The sequence below is a fragment of the Stenotrophomonas sp. 10L48 genome (assembly GCF_056395105.1).
The window spans coordinates 281,503-299,796 of sequence record NZ_JBFTIX010000006.1 but is presented as its reverse complement, the minus strand read 5'-3'; the positions used below and the strand labels follow the sequence as shown (position 1 = coordinate 299,796).

11 protein-coding genes and 1 pseudogene are annotated in these 18,294 nt (G+C 67.0%); 6 read left to right on the top strand and 6 right to left on the bottom strand.

The genetic code is table 11. From position 1 onward, the window contains the following. Positions 1-47: 47 nt before the first annotated feature. Positions 48-2,471: a membrane-bound PQQ-dependent dehydrogenase, glucose/quinate/shikimate family gene (locus tag AC1DCU_RS12960; protein WP_442252375.1), complete on the bottom strand. Its 2,424-nt coding sequence runs from the start codon at positions 2,469-2,471 to the stop codon at positions 48-50. A 300-nt stretch (positions 2,472-2,771) separates the two neighbouring features. Between AC1DCU_RS12960 and AC1DCU_RS12955 the strand changes: the two genes are divergently transcribed. Next, positions 2,772-3,311: an adenine phosphoribosyltransferase gene (locus tag AC1DCU_RS12955; RefSeq protein WP_032951771.1), complete on the top strand. Its 540-nt coding sequence runs from the start codon at positions 2,772-2,774 to the stop codon at positions 3,309-3,311. A gap of 153 nt (positions 3,312-3,464) precedes the next feature. On the opposite strand, the gene dbpA is transcribed toward AC1DCU_RS12955, so the two are convergent. The 3 genes from dbpA to AC1DCU_RS12940 all read right to left on the bottom strand — a co-directional run bounded on the left by dbpA (position 3,465) and on the right by AC1DCU_RS12940 (position 6,324). Continuing rightward, positions 3,465-4,841 carry an ATP-dependent RNA helicase DbpA gene (gene dbpA, locus AC1DCU_RS12950; protein ID WP_025875072.1) on the bottom strand — a complete coding sequence of 459 codons (1,377 nt, stop codon included), beginning with the start codon at positions 4,839-4,841 and terminating at the stop codon, positions 3,465-3,467. A 102-nt stretch (positions 4,842-4,943) separates the two neighbouring features. Continuing rightward, positions 4,944-5,216 (bottom strand): hypothetical protein, encoded by a 273-nt coding sequence (locus AC1DCU_RS12945; protein ID WP_025875070.1) that lies wholly within the window; start codon positions 5,214-5,216, stop codon positions 4,944-4,946. Positions 5,217-5,244: 28 nt separating this feature from the next. Continuing rightward, positions 5,245-6,324, bottom strand: a complete 1,080-nt coding sequence (locus AC1DCU_RS12940) for a YeiH family protein (protein WP_478013636.1) — start codon at positions 6,322-6,324, stop codon at positions 5,245-5,247. 102 nt (positions 6,325-6,426) lie between these two features. Between AC1DCU_RS12940 and AC1DCU_RS12935 the strand changes: the two are divergent. After that, positions 6,427-7,230, top strand: a pseudogene (locus tag AC1DCU_RS12935) (LysR substrate-binding domain-containing protein); the annotation flags it as partial. A 182-nt stretch (positions 7,231-7,412) separates the two neighbouring features. Next, positions 7,413-9,293 carry an ATP-binding cassette domain-containing protein gene (locus AC1DCU_RS12930; protein WP_442252129.1) on the top strand — a complete coding sequence of 627 codons (1,881 nt, stop codon included), beginning with the start codon at positions 7,413-7,415 and terminating at the stop codon, positions 9,291-9,293. 132 nt (positions 9,294-9,425) lie between these two features. On the opposite strand, the gene AC1DCU_RS12925 is transcribed toward AC1DCU_RS12930, so the two are convergent. Next, complete coding sequence (locus AC1DCU_RS12925) at positions 9,426-9,887, bottom strand: c-type cytochrome (protein ID WP_032977578.1); 462 nt, start codon at positions 9,885-9,887, stop codon at positions 9,426-9,428. Between the two features lie 9 nt (positions 9,888-9,896). Further along, positions 9,897-10,289, bottom strand: a complete 393-nt coding sequence (locus AC1DCU_RS12920; protein WP_025875058.1) for a c-type cytochrome — start codon at positions 10,287-10,289, stop codon at positions 9,897-9,899. A 205-nt stretch (positions 10,290-10,494) separates the two neighbouring features. Here AC1DCU_RS12920 and AC1DCU_RS12915 point away from each other — a divergent pair, with 205 nt between their 5' ends. The 3 genes from AC1DCU_RS12915 to AC1DCU_RS12905 are packed head-to-tail and all read left to right on the top strand — an operon-like array spanning position 10,495 to position 18,241. After that, positions 10,495-11,646, top strand: a complete 1,152-nt coding sequence (locus AC1DCU_RS12915) for an efflux RND transporter periplasmic adaptor subunit (protein ID WP_025875055.1) — start codon at positions 10,495-10,497, stop codon at positions 11,644-11,646. Then, a complete protein-coding gene (locus tag AC1DCU_RS12910) occupies positions 11,643-15,164 on the top strand; it encodes an efflux RND transporter permease subunit (protein ID WP_478013637.1) in 3,522 nt (1,173 codons plus the stop codon). Before AC1DCU_RS12915 ends, AC1DCU_RS12910 begins: the two co-directional genes overlap by 4 nt. Continuing rightward, positions 15,161-18,241: an efflux RND transporter permease subunit gene (locus AC1DCU_RS12905; protein WP_032977574.1), complete on the top strand. Its 3,081-nt coding sequence runs from the start codon at positions 15,161-15,163 to the stop codon at positions 18,239-18,241. Before AC1DCU_RS12910 ends, AC1DCU_RS12905 begins: the two co-directional genes overlap by 4 nt. Positions 18,242-18,294 lie beyond the last annotated feature (53 nt).

The following is an 18,294-nucleotide window of genomic DNA, read 5'->3' as shown; positions in this document are numbered from 1 at the left end:
CGGTACCCACGCGGCGCAGCCTGCGAGGCTGCGCCGCATGGCGCCGGTCACTTGCGCTCGGGCAGCGCGTAGGCGATCACGTAGTCGCCACGGTCCGGTGACTGGCGTGCGCCACCGGCGGAAATCACCACGTACTGGCGACCGGTCTTCGGCGAGACGTAGGTCATCGGCGTGCCCTGGCTGCCAACCGGCATGCGGGCCTTCCACACTTCCTCGCCGGTGCGGCTGTCATAGGCGCGAAGGTAGTAATCCTGCGTACCGGCGAAGAACAGCAGGCCGGACTGCGTGGCCAGCGAACCGCCCAGGGTCGGCATGCCGATCGGAATCGGCAGGCCCATCTTGATGCCCATCGGCCCGGTGTCCTTCACCGTGCCCACCGGCACCTGCCAGACCAGCTGGCGGGTGGCCAGGTTGATCGCCGACATCGTGCCGAACGGCGGTTTCTGGCAGGGAATGCCCAGCTTGGACAGGAAGCGGTCGCGCAGCGAGCCGTACGGCGTACCGGTCTGCGAGGCCGCACCCATTTCCACGCCACCGTCGCCGCTGGTCATCTGCGCGCGCGGGATCAGCTTGGTCCACAGGCCCAGGCGCATGTCATTGACGAACAGGTAGCCGGTGGTGGGGTCGACCGAGGCGCTGCCCCAGTTCATGCCACCCAGCGAACCGGGCCATTGCAGCGCGAGGTCTTCGCCCGGCGGCGTGTACATGCCGTCGTAGCGGAACTGCTTGAACTGGATGCGGCACAGCATCTGGTCGATCGGGGTGGCGCCCCACATGTCCGACTCGGTCAGCGTCTGCGCGCCGATCTGCGGCAGGCCCACCGACAGCGGCTGGGTGGCGGCATAGCGTTCGCCCTGCGCATTGCCCTGCGGCGCGGGTATGTTGCGCACTTCGCTGATCGGCACGCCGGTCTGGCGATTGAGCATGAAGATCTGCCCGGCCTTGGTGATCTGCAGCAGGGCCGGCAGCGTGCCGCCCTTGCCGTCGGGCACGTCGGTCAGGGTCGGCTGCGCGGGCAGGTCGTAGTCCCACAGATCGTGGTGCACGGTCTGGTAGACCCAGCGCTCCTTGCCGGTGGCCACGTCCAGCGCAACCACCGCCGAACTGTACTTGTCATCCTGCGGGGTGCGCTCGCCGGCCCACTGGTCAGGCGTGGTGTTGCCGGTGGGCAGGTAGACCAGGCCCAGCTGCGGGTCGTAGGCCATCGAGGTCCACACGTTCGGCGTGGCGCGCGTGTAGTGGATCGACGGATCCAGCGGCACGTCCGGGGTTTCCCTGGAAAGATCCCAGACCCAGGCCAGTGCGCCGGTGCGCACGTTGTAGGCACGCACCACGCCGGACGGCTCACCCACTTCGATGTTGTCGGCCACGCGGCCACCGACCACGATCAGTTCGCCGGCTACCAACGGTGCGGCGGTGAGGGTGTAGAAGCCCGGCTTGATCTCGCCCATGCCGGCCTTCAGGTCGACCACGCCGTTGCTGCCGAAGTCCGGGCACAGCGCGCCGGTCTTCGCATCCAGCGCGAACAGGCGCGCATCGATGGAGGTCATCAGGATGCGCTTCTCGCACAGCGCCGGGCCCGTGCTGGCCGTTTCGGCGGCCGGCAGCGGCGCAGGTGCCGGAGCGGCTGCATCTGCAGCAGACGGTGCGCTGGTTGCGTCGAAATAGCCCAGACCGCGGCAGCGTTGCCAGTTCGGCGCGGTGGCCTTGGGGTCGAAGGCCCAGCGCTGCTTGCCGGAATCGGCATCGATGGCGATTACCTGATTGTGCGGGGTGCACAGGAACAGGGTGTCGCCGATCTGCAGCGGGGTGTTCTGGTCCTCGGCACCGAAACCGTTGCTTTCCGGCACATCGCCGGTGCGCGCCGTCCAGGCAACCTGCAGTTCCTTCACGTTGGCCGGGGTGATCTGGTCCAGCGCGGCAAAGCGGGTGCCGGCGGTGGTGTTGCCCCAGTGCATCCAGTCGTGCTGCTCAGCACCCTTGGCCACCGGCACCACCGGCGGCGTCGTGCCCTGCGCGGTCTGTACCGGGCGCGGCTGGAACGCCGACACCGCAGTGCCCAGCAGGCCAACCAGCAGCACGGCGGCTACGCCATAGGCGCCGCGACCGGCAACCTGGCCTCGGCTGCGGCGCAGCACCGGCCACGCCAGGGCGACCAGAAGGGCCAGCACCGCCGGCATCACCAGCCGCGATACCAGCGGCCAGAAATTCCAGCCGGCATCCACCAGCGCCCACAACAGCGTGGCCAGGAAGGCCAGGCCGTACAGCAGCGCACCGTTCGGCCGGCGCATCGCCAGCAGCACGCCGGCTACCGCCGACACCGCACCCATCAGCAGGAAATACCAACTGCCCCCCAGCTGCACCAGGCGTACACCGCCGACCAGCAGAGCCAGGCCGAACAGGGTCACCAGGATGCCGAGCAGGACCACCAGCACACGGCACAGGGCCGGAACTCTCGTCGTCTCGTCCACGTTGCATGAACCTCATTGCGAAAAACCCGCGCGGAGGCGGGGAAAGCCCCGCGCGCGCCAGGCGTGGCGGGGGCCAACGGCATCCCGGGCGGCTGCGGGCAGTGACGGCGGGCAGGCGTCGGCCTGCTTATGACGCAGGCTGGGTGAATGACCGGTTAGGGCGATTATCGCACGCGTGTGCGATTTTGGCGTGATGCCCCACGGCGCCATCGGTGGAACGCAGCGGCGCAGTGGTGCCGGGAACGGGCAGGGCACGGGCGAACCGGTTACCCTATGCCGCCATACAAGCTGGTAGCTGCAATGACCGACGCCACCGTGGCCGTCCCCGCCTGGGCCTCACGCCTGCGCGACATCGCTGATTTCCCGAAGCCGGGCATCCTGTTCAAGGACATCATGCCGCTGCTCGCTCACAGCGAGGACTTCCGTGGCGCGATCGTGGCGATGGCCGATCGCTGGCGCGATCAGAAGCTGGACGCGGTGGTCGGCATCGAATCGCGCGGCTTCATCCTCGGTGCGGCCATGGCGCTGGAACTGGGCGTGGGTTTCGTTCCGGTGCGCAAGCCGGGCAAGCTGCCGGGCAAGGTGCTGCGCGAGGAATACACGCTGGAATACCGCAGCGACTGCATTGAAGTGCATGCCGACGCGCTGCCCGCAGGTGCGCGCGTAGCGATCATCGACGACGTGCTGGCAACCGGCGGTACGCTGGTTGCTGCGTTGTCGCTGGTGCGCCGCCTGGGCGTGGACGTGGTCGGCGCCGGCGTGCTGGTCGAACTGGACGGCCTGGGCGGCCGTGGCCGCTGGGAAGCGGATCTGCCGCTGCACACCGAACTGGTGTTCTGATTGCGCAGGTGCCAACCAAGGTGGCACCTGCCCGAGCGAATCGCGGCGAACCGGTAGTTGCCAACCTTGGTTGGCACCGCATGGATGGGCCAACCAAGGTTGGCCACTACCAGGTCACCTCGCTGCCAACCGTGATCGGCAGCGCTCCTTCAATTACATCATCCGCACGCGGAAACGACGGCCCTTGATCTTGCCCGCTTCCAGCTTCGCCACCGCCTTGTTGACCTGCTCGCGGGCGATCGCCACGTAGGAACGGGTCGGGAAGATCGCGATCTTGCCGATGAACTTGGCCGACAGGCCGGCATCGCCGGTGAGGGCGCCGAGGATGTCGCCTGCGCGCAGCTTGTCGGTCTTGCCGCCATCGATGCGCAGGGTGCGCATCGCCGCCTGCGGCAGCTCGGCCGGGCGCGACGTCGCCAGCGGCGTCTTCTGCCAATCCAGCGGCTCGCCGCGCTGTGCTTCGATGGCGTCGGCGCGGTTCTTTTCGCGGCCCGCCACCAGGCTGATCGCCAAGCCACTGGCGCCGGCACGACCGGTACGGCCGACACGGTGCTGGTAGCTCTCGACGTCGGTCGGAAGCTCGTAGTTGATCACCGCGGCCAGTTCTTCCACATCCAGCCCGCGTGCGGCGACGTCGCTGGCAACCAGCACGTTGCAGCTGCGGTTGGCCAGGCGCAGCAGCACTTCCTCGCGGTCGCGCTGTTCCATGTCGCCATGCAGGGCGAGCGCGGAGAAGCCGAACTGCTGCAGCGAGTTGGCCACTTCGTCCACGTCCTTGCGGGTGTTGCAGAACACCACGGCCGATTCGGGCGTGTACTTCAGCAGCAGGCCGGCCAGTGCCTTCTGCCGGTGTGCCGGTTCGACTTCGCAGAACAGGTGGCGGATGGCCGGGGCCTGGTCGGCGCCTTCCACGGTCACTTCCACGGCATCGCGCAGCAGGTCGCGGGCCATGGCGCGGATGGTGTCGGGGAAGGTGGCCGAGAACAGCAGGCTCTGGCGATCGCGGTGGGTACGGCCGGCGATCTCACGGATGGGTTCCTCGAAGCCCATATCGAGCATGCGGTCGGCTTCATCCAGCACCAGGGTGCGCACGGCGCCCAGATTCAGTGCGCGCTTGCGCGCCAGTTCCTGCACGCGGCCGGGCGTGCCGACCACCACGTGCGGGTCGTGGCTTTCCAGCGACGCCAGCTGCGGGCCCAGCGGCGTGCCGCCGGTCAGCAGCAACAGCTTCAGGTTGGGGATGCCGGTGGCCAGCTTGCGGATCTGCTTGGCCACCTGGTCGGCCAGCTCGCGGGTGGGGCACAGCACCAGCGCCTGTACGCGGATCAGGCTGGGGTCGATGGACTGCAGCAGGCCAAGACCGAAGGCGGCGGTCTTGCCGCTGCCGGTCGGGGCCTGGGCGATCACATCGCGGCCATCAAGGATGGCGGGCAGGCTCTGCGCCTGGATCGGCGTGAGGGTGGTGTAGCCGAGGGCATCCAGGCCGGGCTGCAGGGCCGGGCTCAGCGGCAGGGTCGAGAAATCAGTCATGGCGCATTGTACCTGCGCGCGCGCCCGGTCCCGCCGTCGTTCACGATTGTGGGGGCGCCCGGTAGCGGGCGACCTTGGTCGGCACCTTGGCCGAACGTTCCCTCAACCCAGCCCGATGACCACCAGCCGCGCAGCCATCGCCTGCAACTGCTCCGGGGTGGCCGGTTTTCCAGCGACCCGGGGCTCCAGCAGCAGCTGGTGGAACCACGGGTTGGCGTGCCGCGTGTCGACGTCGAACGAACAGGTCGCCTGCACGCCCATCACCGCTTGAACGATCTCGACCAGCGTGTCTTCGGCTTCATCGACATTGCCCCGCCCATATCGATCATCCAGCAGGCGCAGCGGGATCTGCAGCAGGGCGGGGGAGACTGGCATGCCTCAAGTCTAACGATCCACGTTGCCCTCAGCCCAGCACCGCCAGCACACCCTGGTGGATCGCCAGGCCACCCAGCAGCAACCAGGCGAACAGGATCGATGCCAGCAGCAGCGGCTTCAACCCGGCCTGGCGCAGCGCAGACACATGGGTGGTCAGGCCCAGCGCGGCCATCGCCATGGCCAGCAGCACGGTATCCAGCTGCACCAGCCCGGCCTGCACACCCACCGGCAGCAGATGCAGCGAGTTGAGCCCGGCAACCGCCACGAAACCGAACGCGAACCACGGCACCACGATCCGGGTCTTGCCACCGTCCGCCGCTGCCTTGCCACCACGGGCCAGCCACAAGGAAAGTACGATCAGGAACGGTGCCAGCAGCATCACCCGCACCATCTTGGTGATGACCGCGGTATCGGCGGCTGACTCGCCCACGGCACGTCCGGCAGCCACCACCTGTGCCACTTCATGCACGGTGGCGCCGGTGTACAGGCCGTACTGCCGCGCGTCCATCGCCAGCCAGCCGTGCGACTGCACCAGCGCATACAGCGCCGGGTACAGGAACATGGCCAGCGTGCCGAACACCACCACCGTCGATACCGCCACCGTCACCTGCGCAGCACGGCCGCGCACCACCGGCTCTGCGGCCATCACCGCCGCCGCACCGCAGATCGCGCTGCCGGCACCGATCAGCATGGCGGCCTCGCGCTCCATCCTGAACACCCGTACACCCAGCCAGCACGCCAGGCCGAAGGTGCTCGCCACCACCAGCACGTCCATCAGCACGCCGGCGACGCCGACGTGGCCGATGTCCTGGAAGGTCAGCCGCAGGCCGTACAGCACGATGCCCGCACGCAGCAGCCAATGCTTGGAGAAGCCCACGCCCGCCGCGCTGGCGGGGGCCAGTCGCGGGTACAAGGTGTTGCCGACCACGATGCCGGCGACGATGGCGACGGTCAGCGCACTCAGGCCATGCGCCTGCAGCCAGGGCAGCTCGGCCAGGTACAGCGACGCCGCCGCCACCAGGCCGACCAGCAGCAGGCCGGGCAGGCGCAGTTGCCAGCGCTGGCGCAGGGCGGGCAGGGACCAGGGGGACAGGGCAGGCGCGTTCATGGCGGGTGGGATGCGGGAGAGAGGCGTACAGCCTGCATCCATGCGATTGACCCGTAAAACGAATAATATCGGTGAAAACTACCCATAACACAGGTAATGGCCATGCGCCTGACGCTCCGCCAGCTGCAGGTCTTCGTTGCCATCGCTGACCAGGGCAGCACCACCGCCGCAGGCCAGGCCATCGCGCTTTCCCAGTCCGCCAGCAGCGCCGCCCTGCAGGAGCTGGAAGCGCACTTCGGCACGCCGCTGTTCGACCGCATCGGCCGTCGCCTGGCGTTGAACGGCCACGGCCGGGCCTTGCTGGAGCCGGCGCGCGCGCTGTTGGTCAATGCCGCCGATCTGGAGCGGCAATTGGCGGCGGGCGGTGACCCGTCCCAAGGCGCGCCGCTGCGGCTGGTGTTGGCGGCCAGCACCACCATCGGCAACTACCTGCTGCCGCCGCGTATCGCCGATCTGCTGCGGCAGGCACCGCAGGCCGAGGTCGATCTGCGCATCGACAACAGCGCAGGCGTGGTGGCGGCCGTTCAACGGCTGGACGTGGATGCAGGACTGATCGAAGGCCCGTGCCACGAACGCGGGCTGCAGGTGACCGCCTGGCAGCAGGACCCGCTGGTGATCGTGGCGGCTGCGGATGCGCCCCCGCGCTGGTCCCTGGATGAACTGCGCGCAGCGCGCTGGCTGTTGCGCGAACCCGGCTCAGGCACCCGCGAGGCTGTCGAACAGGCATTGCTGCCGCATCTGCGCGGCTTCGCCCAGACCCTGCAGCTGGGCAATACCGAAGCCATCAAGCAAGCCGCCATCGCCGGCCTCGGCCTGGCCTGCCTCTCGCGCCACGCCCTGGAAGAACCCTTGGCCCTCGGCCGCCTGCGCATCCTTGAAACGCCATTGCCGGCCCTGCACCGCACGGCGTGAGCGCCATGGATGGCGCGACCGAGCTTACATGGACGTACTTGCAGCGTCCCCCGCAACCGGACCCACCCCGCCATCCCACAGGAAGCCGGCTTTGGCTGTTGCCTCGGCGGTTGACGTTGCCTCTGCGGGTGCCGGGCGCCGCCCGGCCAGGCCCCGCAACCCGCTACAATGGCCGGATGCCTTTGATTACTCTGCAAAACGTCGACTTCAGCGTCGGCGGCCCGCTGTTGCTGGAAAAAGCCGAACTGTCGATCGAGCCGGGCGAGCGTATCGCCCTGATCGGCCGCAACGGCGCCGGCAAATCGACCCTGCTCAAGCTGCTGTCCGGCGACCACAAGCCCGATGACGGTGAAGTGCGCGTGCAGCAGGGCGTGCGCGTGACTCGCCTGGAGCAGGAGGTGCCGCACGGCGCCGCTGGCAGCGTGTTCGACGTCGTCGCCGATGGCCTGGGCGAACTGGGCCAATGGCTCGCCGAATTCCATCACCTCAGCCACGCCGACGTGTTCGATGGCGAAGCGCTGGGCAACGTCCAGGCCAAGATCGATGCCGCCAACGGCTGGGGCTTGGACCAGCGCGTCAGCGAGACCCTGACCAAGCTCGACCTCGATGGCGACGCGGAGTTTGCGCGCCTGTCCGGCGGCATGAAGCGCCGCGTGCTGCTCGGCCGCGCGCTGGTCTCCAGCCCCGACCTGCTGCTGCTGGACGAACCGACCAACCACCTCGACATCGAAGCCATCGACTGGCTCGAAATGTTCCTCAAGAACTGGAACGGCAGCGTGGTGTTCGTCACCCATGACCGCCGCTTCCTGCGTGCGCTGGCCACCCGCATCGTCGAGATCGACCGCGGCCAGGTCACCAGCTGGCCGGGCGACTGGGCCAACTACGAGCGCCGTCGCGAAGAACGCCTCAACGCGCAGGCCCAGGAAAACGCACGGTTCGACAAGCTGCTGGCGCAGGAAGAAGTGTGGATCCGCCAGGGCATCAAGGCACGCCGCACCCGCGACGAAGGCCGCGTACGCCGCTTGAAGGCGATGCGCAACGAGCGATCCGCCCGCCGCGACCTCAGCGGCAACGTCAAGATGGAAGCGGCCCAGGGCGTAAGCTCGGGCAAGAAGGTCATCGACATCAAGGACATTTCGTTCGCGTTCGGCGATCGCACGATGGTCCGTGATTTCTCCACCACCATCCTGCGTGGCGACCGCATCGGCCTGATCGGCCCCAACGGCAGTGGCAAGACCACGCTGTTGAAGCTGCTGCTGGGCGAACTGCAGCCGCAGAAGGGTGAGGTCAACGCCGGCACCAACCTGCAGGTTGCGTACTTCGACCAGTACCGTGCAGTGCTGCGCGAAGACTGGAGCGCGATCGAGAACGTGGCCGAAGGCCGCGATTTCCTCGAGTTCAACGGCAAGCGCAAGCACGTGCACGCCTACCTTCAGGACTTCATGTTCACCCCCGAGCGCGCGCGCGCGCCGATCACCCGCCTGTCCGGTGGCGAGCGCAACCGCCTGCTGCTGGCCAAGCTGTTCGCGCAGCCGTCCAACCTGCTGGTGATGGACGAACCGACCAACGATCTGGACGTGGAAACCCTGGAGCTGCTGGAAGAGCTGCTGGGCGAATACAACGGCACGTTGCTGCTGGTCAGCCATGATCGTGACTTCATCGACAACGTGGTGACCTCCACGCTGGTGATGGAAGGCGATGGCGTGATCGGCGAGTACGTGGGCGGCTACAGCGACTGGCAGCGTTACGCGGCCAGCGTGGCCGCTGCGCCTGCGGTGGTTGGTGCCGCCAAGCCGGTGGTCGCTGCCCCGGCGGCTGCTGCGGAACCGGCAGCGCCCAAGCGCAAGCTCGCCTACAAGGAAGCGCGTGAGCTGGAACAGCTGCCGAAGACCATCGAAAAGCTGGAAGGCGATGTCGAAGGGCTTACCTCGGCAATGAACGATCCGTCGTTCTACACGCGCAGCAGCGCCGAAGTGACCGCGCACACCCAGCAGCTGGCCAAGGTGCAGGCTGAACTGGATGCCGCGTACGCACGCTGGGAAGAGCTGGAAGGCTGATCGCCGGCCGGATTCAGTAAATCCACGCCATGCGTGGATATCCGGATACGTGCGGACCAACGGTCCGCACCCACCAACCAACGGTGCGCACCCACCGGCCAACGGTCCGCACCCACCGGGGCGGGCCGGCGGTCATTTGACCCCGTGCAGATCCCGCAGCTGGCTCGGCCGGCTGCCGAAATACGCGGCCAGATCGGCGATGTCCTGATCGCTCAGGTCCTTCGCCTGCGGTGTCATCAGCGCATGCTGGCGATCACCGGCACGGTAGGCCTGCAGCGCATGCGCCAGGTAATCGCCGTATTGACCACCCAGCTTCGGATAGGTCGGATCGATCGGCGCATTGCCGTCGGCACCGTGGCAATCGATGCAGCTCTGGCTGGTGGCCTTGCTCTTGACCTTGGCGCGGGCCTCGCCGGCGGCTTCACGCCCGGCAGGCAGGCCCGCGGAGGAAGACGATCCGTGCTCGCCGCTGGCGTGGCCGGGATCGCCGGCGGATTTCTCGCTGTTCTCCACCTGTGACTGCGAGCAGGCCGCCAGCAGCAGGGCGACGGACAGGGCGATGGCGTGACGCAGTGGATGCGCGGCTTTCGACATGGGCGGGCCTTACTTGACGGTGGACAGGTAAACAGCGAGATCGGCGATCTCCTGTTCGCTGAAACTCATCGACTGCGCCTGCATCGTCGGATGCCGGCGCTTGCCCTGGCGGTACTCGGTCAGGGCCTGGGTCAGGTACTGCTGGGTCTGGCCACCGATCTTCGGTACCCGGTAACTGGGGTAGGCGTTCTTGTAACCGGTGATGCCGTGGCAACCCTGGCAGGTGTAGGCCAGCACACGGCCATTGTCGAAACTGCCGGTGGGCGTGGCAGCCGCCGGCACAGGGGCCGGAGCCGGTGCCGGGGCGGGTGGTGCTGCAGGAGCAGGTGCGGGCTGTGCGGCGGCCCCGAGGGGCAGGAGGACGGCCAGAGCGAGACAAGCGGCGAGCGGCTGCGGGCGCATGGTGTCTTTTCCGGGGATTCGGGTCTGGTCGTTCCGGCGTGGGGTACGGAACGACCCGAGTATAGCCTCAGGTTTCATCTAGCTGAAATGGGGTCGGCCCGACCGGCGGCGTGAAGACACCATGACCTTTGGGATATGGTGTTGCCGTGAAGTGGTGCATTACTTTGCTACCACACCTGCCCACGCATCCTCCAGGGATCTGACGATGTCGCACCAAACCTTCCTGCCCGGCCCCCGCAGCGGACTCTGCGCTGCCGCGCTGCTGCTCTCCACATCCCTGCTGCTGAGCGGTTGCGCCGCTGGGCCCAACAACGAGGCCAAGGCGGCCGAGACCAAGGACGAGAAGAAGGTCGACGCGGTGCCGGTGGAAGTGGCCGTGGCCAGCCATCGCGCGGTGGCCGCCAGCTACACCGGAACGGCGGCACTGGAGCCGCGCGCCGAATCGCAGGTGGTCGCCAAGACCTCGGGCGTTGCGCTGGCGGTACTGGTCGAGGAAGGGCAGCGGGTCAGCGCCGGGCAGCCTCTGGTGCGGCTGGATCCGGACCGCGCACGCCTGGCCGTTGCCCAGAGCGAGGCGCAGATGCGCAAGCTGGAGAACAACTACCAGCGCGCACAGAAGCTGGTCGGCCAGCAGATGGTCAGCGCTGCCGATGTCGACCAGCTGCGCTACGACCTGGAAAACGTGCGCGCGCAGTACCGCCTGGCCACGCTGGAACTGTCCTACACCACCGTGGTCGCACCGATTTCCGGCGTGATCGCCTCGCGATCGATCAAGACCGGCAACTTCGTGCAGATCAACACGCCGATCTTCCGCATTGTCGACAACTCGCGGCTGGAAGCCACCCTCAACGTGCCCGAGCGCGAGCTGGCGACCTTGCGTGCGGGCCAGCCGGTCACGCTGTCGGCCGATGCGCTGCCGGGCCAGACCTTCACTGGCGTCGTCGACCGCATCGCACCGGTAGTGGATTCGGGCAGCGGCACCTTCCGTGTGGTCAGTGCTTTCGACGGTGCCGCGCAGTCGCTGCAGCCGGGCATGTTYGGCCGCATCCGCATCGACTACGACCAGCGTGCCGATGCACTGGTGGTGCCGCGCCTGGCACTGCTGGACGATGGTGAGCCGGCAGTGTTCCGCGTGCGCGAGGGCAAGGTCGCGCGGGTGCCGGTCAAGCTTGGCTACGCCGAAGGACCGTGGGTGGAAATCCGTGAGGGACTGGCGGCGGGTGACCAGATCGTCACCGCCGGCAAGGTCGCCCTGCGCGACGGCACCGCGGTGCAGGTGATCGCCGATCCGAAGGCCAAGGCGAAGACCGTAACCGCCTCGGCCAAGCCGGCAGAGAAGGCCGGGAGCACGCAATGACCGCGCCCGGCCACGATCACGGTGCCTCGCCCGGGAGCGATGGCGCCGCCGCAGGCATGCGTGGCGGCCTGGTGGAGTTCGCCACCCGCCGCCGCGTCACCATCGCCATGTGCACGGTCACCCTGTTGCTGTTCGGCCTGATCGCACTGGGCAATCTCAAGGTCAACCTGCTGCCCGACCTGAGCTATCCGACGCTGACCGTGCGCACCGAGTACACCGGTGCGGCGCCGACGGAAATGGAAACCCTGATCACCCAGCCGGTCGAAGAAGCCGTGGGCGTGGTCAAGAACCTGCGCAAGCTGAAGTCGGTCTCGCGTACCGGCCAGAGTGATGTGGTGCTCGAGTTCGCCTGGGGCACCAACATGGACCAGGCCAGCCTGGAAGTGCGCGACAAGATGGAAGCGCTGAACCTGCCCCTGGAAGCCAAGGCGCCGGTGCTGCTGCGCTTCAATCCGTCCACCGAGCCGATCATGCGCCTGGTGCTGTCGACCAAGGCCGCGCCTGCGACCGACGAAGAAGCGATCCGCGAACTGACCGGCCTGCGTCGCTATGCCGACGAAGACCTGAAGAAGAAGCTGGAGCCGGTTACCGGCGTGGCGGCGGTGAAGGTTGGCGGTGGCCTGGAAGACGAGATCCAGGTCGACATCGACCAGCAGAAACTGGCCCAGCTCAACCTGCCGATCGACACCGTCATCAAGCGGTTGAAGGAAGAGAACATCAACATTTCCGGCGGCCGCCTGGAGGAGGGCTCGCAGCGCTTCCTGGTGCGCACCGTCAACCAGTTCGCCGACCTGGAAGAAATCCGCAACCTGCTGGTCACCACCCAGTCCGCCAACGGCAGCGCGGCCGACTCGGCGCTGCAGCAGATGTTCAACATCGCTGCCTCTACGGGCTCGGCTGCAGCCGTCGCCGCCGCTTCCGCTGCACAGAGCGCTTCCTCAGGCGGCGCCTCCAGCGTGGTCGCCAACGGCGTGCCGGTGCGCCTGAAGGATGTGGCCACCGTGCGCCAGGGCTACAAGGAACGCGAAGCGGTCATCCGCCTGGGCGGCAAGGAATCGGTCGAACTGGCGATCTACAAGGAAGGCGACGCCAATACCGTGGCCACCGCCGAAGCGCTGCGCAAGCGTCTGGAGCAGATCAAGGCAACGTTCCCGGCCGATGCCGAACTGACCACGATCGAAGACCAGTCGCGCTTCATCGAGCACGCCATCGCCGACGTCAAGAAGGACGCGGTGATCGGTGGCCTGCTGGCGATCCTGATCATCTTCCTGTTCCTGCGCGACGGCTGGAGCACGTTCGTGATCAGCCTGTCGTTGCCGGTCTCGATCATCGCCACGTTCTTCTTCATGGGCCAGCTTGGCCTGAGCTTGAACGTGATGTCGCTGGGCGGCCTGGCACTGGCCACCGGCCTGGTGGTGGATGACTCCATCGTGGTGCTGGAGAGCATCGCCAAGGCGCGCGAACGCGGCCTGGGCATCCTGCAGGCGGCGATCGCCGGTACCCGCGAAGTGAGCATGGCCGTGGTCGCCTCGACCCTGACCACCATCGCGGTGTTCCTGCCCCTGGTGTTCGTCGACGGCATCGCCGGCCAGCTGTTCCGTGACCAGGCGTTGACCGTGGCCATCGCCATCGCGATTTCGCTGCTGGTGTCGATGACCCTGATCCCGATGCTGAGCTCGCTGAAGGGCCGGCCGCCGCTGGCCTTCCCGGAAGAAGCCGCAGCCGAGCCGTGGCAACCGCAGAGCCGCTGGCAGAAGCCGGTAGCACTCGGCCGTCGTGGTGTGATGGCGACGATGCGCTGGAGTTTCTACGCGCTGGCATGGCTGGTGGTGCGCCTCTGCCGTGGCGTGGCTGCAGTGGTCGGCCCGGTGATGCGCAAGGCCAGCGACATCGCCATGAAGCCGTACGCCGGTGCCGAACGTGGCTACCTGCGGCTGCTGCCGGGTGCGTTGGCCCACCCTGGCAAGGTGCTGAGCCTGGCTGCGCTAGCGTTTGTCGGCACGATGGCGCTGGTGCCGATGCTCGGCGCCGACCTGATCCCGCAGCTGGCGCAGGACCGTTTCGAAATGACGGTCAAGCTGCCGGCCGGCACGCCGCTGAAGCAGACCGATGCGCTGGTGCGTGAGCTGCAGTTGGCGCATGGCAAGGGCGAAGGCGTGGCATCGCTGTACGGTGTCAGCGGCAGCGGTACCCGCCTGGATGCCAGCCCGACCGAGAGTGGCGAGAACATCGGCAAGCTGACCATCGTGATGGAAGGCGGCGGCAACCCGCAGACCGAAGCGGAGATCACCGAGCGCCTGCGCGACACCATGGGCCAGCACCCGGGTGCGCAGGTCGACTTCGCGCGGCCGGCATTGTTCAGCTTCTCCACGCCGCTGGAAATCGAACTGCGTGGGCAGGACATGGCGACCCTGGAAGTGGCAGGCCAGCGCCTGGCGGCGCTGCTGCGCGGCAATGCGCACTACGCGGACGTCAAATCCACCGTGGAAGAGGGCTTCCCGGAAATCCAGATCCGCTTCGACCAGGAGCGAGCCGGTGCACTGGGCCTGACCACGCGGCAGATCGCCGATGTGGTGGTGAAGAAGGTGCGCGGCGATGTCGCCACCCGCTACAGCTTCCGCGACCGCAAGATCGACGTGCTGGTGCGCGCGCAGGAAACCGATCGTGCCAGCGTGGAGAGCATCCGCCGGTTGATCGTCAATCCCGGCAGCACCCGTCCGGTCACCCTGGATGCGGTTGCCGACGTGGTGGCCACCACCGGCCCCAGCGAGATCCATCGTGCCGACCAGACCCGGGTGGCCGTGGTCTCGGCCAATCTGCGCGATATCGACCTGGGCGCGGCCATGCGCGAAGTACAGCAGATGGTGTCCGAACAGCCGCTGGGCGCTGGCGTGGGCCTGCACATCGGCGGCCAGGGCGAGGAACTGGCACAGGCGGCGAAGTCGCTGATCTTCGCCTTCGGCCTGGCGATCTTCCTGGTCTACCTGGTGATGGCCTCGCAGTTCGAATCGCTGCTGCATCCGTTCGTGATCCTGTTCACCATCCCGCTGGCGCTGGTCGGCGCGATCCTGGCGCTGATGCTGACCGGCAAGCCGATCTCGGTGGTGGTGTTCATCGGCCTGATCCTGCTGGTCGGCCTGGTCACAAAGAACGCGATCATCCTGATCGACAAGGTCAACCAGCTGCGCGAGGCCGGCGTTGCCAAGCACGAGGCACTGGTGGAAGGTGCGCGTTCGCGCCTGCGGCCGATCATCATGACCACCCTGTGCACGCTGTTCGGCTTCCTGCCGCTGGCGGTGGCGATGGGCGAGGGCGCCGAAGTGCGCGCACCGATGGCTATCACCGTGATCGGTGGCCTGCTGGTGTCGACCCTGTTGACCCTGCTGGTGATCCCGGTGGTGTACGACCTGATGGACCGCCGCGGCGATGCCTACTACCGCGAACGCGGTCGCAAGCATGCCGGTGAGGGCCTGCACGGTGCCGAGGGCAGTGCGTCGGGTGCGGAGGAACCGGCATGAGCGTTGCCGAGTTCTCCATCCGCCGCCCGGTCACCACCATCATGTGTTTCGTGTCGCTGGTGGTGGTCGGCCTGATCGCCTCGTTCCGGCTGCCACTGGAAGCGCTGCCGGACATCTCCGCACCGTTCCTGTTCGTGCAGATTCCCTATACCGGCTCCACCCCGGAAGAAGTCGAGCGGACCATCATCCGGCCGGTGGAGGAGTCGTTGGCGACGATGACCGGCATCAAGCGCATGCGGTCGTCGGCGACCTCCGAAGCTGCGTCGATCTTCATCGAGTTCAGCGACTGGGATCGTGATATCGCCATCGCCGCTTCGGACGCGCGCGAGCGCATCGACGCTATCCGCAGCGACCTGCCTGACGATGTGCAGCGCTACAACGTGTTCAAGTGGTCCAGCAGCGACCAGCCGGTGCTGAAGGTGCGCCTGGCCAGTACCACCGACCTGACCACCGCCTATGACATGCTCGACCGCGAATTCAAGCGGCGTATCGAGCGGATTCCGGGCGTGGCCCGGGTCGAGATCACCGGCGCGCCACCGAACGAGGTGGAGATCGCGATCGATCCGAACCGTCTGAACGCCCACGGCCTGAGCATCAACGAGCTGAGCGATCGCCTGCGCACGCTGAATTTCTCGATCTCGGCCGGGCAGATCGACGACAACGGCCAGCGCGTGCGCGTGCAGCCGGTGGGCGAGATCACCGACCTGCAGGAAATGCGTGACCTGGTGATCAATGCCAAGGGACTGCGCCTGGGTGACATTGCCGATGTGCGGCTGAAGCCGGCGCGGATGAGCTATGGCCGCCGCCTGGATGGCAATCCTGCCGTCGGCCTGGACATCTACAAGGAACGCAGCGCCAACCTGGTGGACGTCTCGCGCGGCGCGCTTGCCGAGGTTGAAGCGATCCGCGCGCAGGCATCGATGCGCGACGTGCAGATCAAGGTGATCGACAACCAGGGCAAGGCGGTGACCTCGTCCCTGCTGGAGCTGGCCGAGGCCGGCGGTGTCGGCCTGATCCTGTCGGTGACGGTGCTGTTCTTCTTCCTGCGCCACTGGCCGTCCACGTTGATGGTGACCCTGGCCATTCCGATCTGCTTCACCATCACCCTGGGCTTCATGTATTTCGCCGGCGTCACGCTCAACATCCTGACCATGATGGGCCTGCTGCTGGCCGTGGGCATGCTGGTCGACAATGCAGTGGTGGTGGTCGAGAGCATCTACCAGGAACGTGAGCGGCTGCCGGACCAGCCACGCCTGGCCTCGATCATCGGCACCCGCAACGTTGCCATCGCGCTCAGCGCCGGCACCTTGTGCCACTGCATCGTGTTCGTGCCCAACCTGTTTGGTGAAACCAACAACATCAGCATCTTCATGGCGCAGATCGCGATCACCATCTCGGTCTCGCTGCTGGCCTCGTGGCTGGTGGCGGTCAGCCTGATCCCGATGCTGTCCGCACGCATGGCCACGCCGAAGCTGGTGCACTCGCAGACCGGCGTGATCGCGCGCCTGCAGCGCCGCTACGCGCAGCTGCTGGACTGGTCACTGCGCCATCGCGGCTGGAGCCTGCTGGGCATCCTGCTGGTGGTGCTGGTCAGCCTGGTGCCGATGAAGCTGACCAAGATCGACATGTTCGGTGGCGATGGTGGCAAGGACATCTTCATCGGCTACATGTGGAAGGGCGCCTACACCTACCGGCAGATGTCCGAGGAAGTGGCCCGTGTCGAAGGCTGGATCGAGCAGAACCGCGAGCGCCTGCACGTGCAGCAGGTCTATTCCTGGTACAGCGAACAGGAAGGCAGTTCGACCGTGGTCACCCTGGACGAGAAGTACGCCAAGGACATCAAGGCGCTGCAGGAAGAACTGCGCAAAGGACTGCCGAAATCCGCGCGTACCGACTACTTCGTCGGCAACCAGGGCGGTGATGGTGGCGGTGGCGGCAACCAGGGCGTGCAGGTGCAGCTGGTCGGCGACTCCAGCGCGATGCTGCAGGAGATCGGCCAGGAAGTGCTGCCGCTGCTGGCGCAGCGCGCCGAGCTGCGCGATGTGCGCATCGACAACGGCGAGAAGGGCGGCGAGCTGAAAGTGCACGTCGACCGCGAGCGTGCAGCGGCGTTCGGATTCAATGCCGAGCAGGTTGCCAGTTTCGTTGGCCTGGCCCTGCGTGGTGCGCCGATGCGCGAGTTCCGTCGTGGTGACAACGAAGTGCCGGTATGGGTGCGCTTCGCCGGTGCCGAACAGAGCAGCCCTGAAGACCTGGCCGGATTCAGCGTGCGCACCGGCGATGGCCGCAGCGTACCGCTGTTGAGCCTGGTCAGTGTCGACGTGGGTTCCTCGGCGACCCAGATCGGCCGCACCAACCGCCAGACCACGTTGACCATCAAGGCCAACCTGGCCGAGAAGATCACCGCGCCGGACGCCCGCAAGGCCATGGAAGCAGTGCTCAAGCCGATGAACTTCCCGGCCGGCTACGGCTTCACCTTCGATGGCGGCGACTACGGCGATGACAACGAGGCGATGCAGCAGATGGTGTTCAACCTGCTGATCGCGCTGGTGATGATCTACGTGGTGATGGCCGCAGTGTTCGAATCGCTGCTGTTCCCGGCGGCGATCATGAGCGGCGTGCTGTTCTCGATCTTCGGCGTGTTCTGGCTGTTCTGGATCACCGGCACCTCGTTCGGGATCATGTCCTTCATCGGCATCCTAGTGCTGATGGGCGTGGTGGTGAACAACGGCATCGTGATGATCGAGCACATCAACAATCTGCGCCGGGGCGGGATGGGCCGTACCCAGGCGCTGGTGGAGGGCTCACGCGAGCGTCTGCGCCCGATCATGATGACCATGGGCACGGCGATCCTGGCGATGGTGCCGATCTCGCTGACCGATACGCAGATGTTCGGCAACGGGCCGGAGTACTCGCCGATGGCGCGTGCGATTGCCGGTGGCCTGGCGTTCTCTACCGTAGTCAGCCTGCTGTTCCTGCCGACGATCTACGCGGTGCTTGATGACCTGCGCAATGCGGTGGTGCGGCTGATCCAGCGCGCTCGCGGCCGCGAGGTCGTGGCGGGAACCCCGGTGTAGGTGTAGCGGTCGAGCTTGCTCGACCGTAGGGGCGGAAACGTGTTGTGGTGGGG